The sequence below is a fragment of the Rhodopseudomonas parapalustris genome, from assembly GCF_053772255.1.
In genome coordinates this window covers 1-1,471 of the sequence record NZ_JAMKBZ010000071.1, presented here as the reverse complement: position 1 = coordinate 1,471, position 1,471 = coordinate 1, and the positions used below count along the sequence as shown (strand labels likewise).

Genomic DNA, 1,471 nt, shown 5'->3' with positions numbered 1-1,471 from the left:
GCGGCAAGAAGGGCAACGTCACGCTGGCGAGCTACGACGGCCTGTTCCGCGTCGTCGTGCAGGTCGCCGATCAGCTCGCCTTCGGGCCCGAGCTGCAGGTCGCGAAGTCGCTTGTGGACGCCTGCATCACGTCGTGGTCGGACGGCGCCCGCACCGAGATCCGCGCCCTCGTCGAGCACGCCTTCCAGGTCGACAAGGAAGGCCAGATCAACCGCGCCGCGCTGTTTCATCTGCGCCGGCTTCAGATCGACGACGACAATTGGCGGCACGCGATGGCCGCGCTCGGCGACGCAATCCGCGTCGTCGGCTCGAAGCAATACGTCCGGTTCTATCGCCGCGCGAACCGCGCCGCGCGCTGGGAGCCGATCACCATCGATCTGGCGGCGGCGTAGGAGGCGAGCATGAAATCCTCAGCGGGCCATTTGAGGATGACCGGGGATCGCTTTAGCGCTTCCGCTGTCATCGATCGGCTGAAGGAAGTCCTCGAAGTCGATACCGATATGGGTTTGGCTGCGATACTCGATGTGTGCAAGACCAACATCAGCCAGATGAGGTCGAGGAATTCGGTCCCCTATGAAGCTGCTGTCTGGGCCTCTGCCACCAGAGGCGTACCGCTCGACTACATTCTGACTGGTGGTTCGGGTGGCGACCGCCAATGTTGGCACATTTTGGAAGCGATCGATGGGGTGCGGAGCGTTGCCCGCCGCCTCGAAGATGTCTGTCCAGCCAGCCAGTCCGAAACCGAGGCCGAGCGCATCGCGCACGAACTAATCCATGCGCTGCACGACGCTGCGGGCATCGCCGAGCGCGCCATCCAGTCGTCGAGCTGACCGATGCCCTGGGCGGACCGATCGTTGCCTCCCGAGCGCGACGACGATCCGCCGCCGACAACTCCCGCGCCGCTTGATGCGCTCGAAACCGAGCGGCGCGCCCTGATTGCCCAAGTCCGCCGCGGCGTGAATTCCAAGCGCCAGCGGCAGTTACTTCAGCGGCTCGCGGCAATCACGCTGGCGTTGCTCGCTGCTAGCAAGGAGAGAGACCATGGAAGACGAGAATAAGAGAAAAGCCGGTGTGATAAACATCGAAAGGCAGATCGCGCTCTGGGAGTTGATCCTGCGCAAGGGCGGCTGCAGCGAAGCCCAGATCGCGGATATGCGCGAGCGGCTCGACCAGAGAATCCTAAATATAGCACTCCCTCCTATCGACACGGCCCGCATGGAAAAGTGGAGGGAAAGTATGCGGCAGGAGGCCAGAGATGCTGCTCGCTATCGTTGGCTAAGAGACCGAGACCCCGACACGATTTTTGCCGGTGGCGTGTTTGCTGGCAAGGCTCCTGAGAACTTCGTTCTGTCAGGCATTCAGCTCGATGCGGCGATCGACGGCGCAATGGCCGCAGAACTTCCCGACGCTTCGGATGTCGCAGCGGTGGGGAAATAGCAATGTGTTCGGCTTCGCGAGGCGAGCGGTCGGT

3 protein-coding genes are annotated in these 1,471 nt (G+C 62.8%); all 3 read left to right on the top strand.

Annotated features, from left to right (window positions below; genetic code table 11):
* Nucleotides 1–392, top strand: a 392-nt coding sequence (locus tag M9H71_RS25060; protein ID WP_455407570.1) for a DUF3164 family protein, incomplete at its 5' end; no start/stop codon positions are given.
* A gap of 9 nt (nt 393–401) precedes the next feature.
* The gene (locus M9H71_RS25055) at nt 402–830 is read left to right on the top strand and encodes a helix-turn-helix domain-containing protein (protein WP_455407569.1); all 429 of its coding nucleotides are present in this window, start codon (nt 402–404) and stop codon (nt 828–830) included.
* 211 nt (nt 831–1,041) lie between these two features.
* Nucleotides 1,042–1,437: a hypothetical protein gene (locus tag M9H71_RS25050; RefSeq protein ID WP_455407568.1), complete on the top strand. Its 396-nt coding sequence runs from the start codon at nt 1,042–1,044 to the stop codon at nt 1,435–1,437.
* Nucleotides 1,438–1,471: the final 34 nt, after the last annotated feature.

What these genes read in the sequence shown, in the direction of transcription:
- M9H71_RS25055 (WP_455407569.1), top strand. Translation starts at nt 402, where the DNA reads ATGAAATCCTCAGCGGGCCATTTGAGGATGACCGGGGATCGCTTTAGC.
- M9H71_RS25050 (WP_455407568.1), top strand. Translation starts at nt 1,042, where the DNA reads ATGGAAGACGAGAATAAGAGAAAAGCCGGTGTGATAAACATCGAAAGG.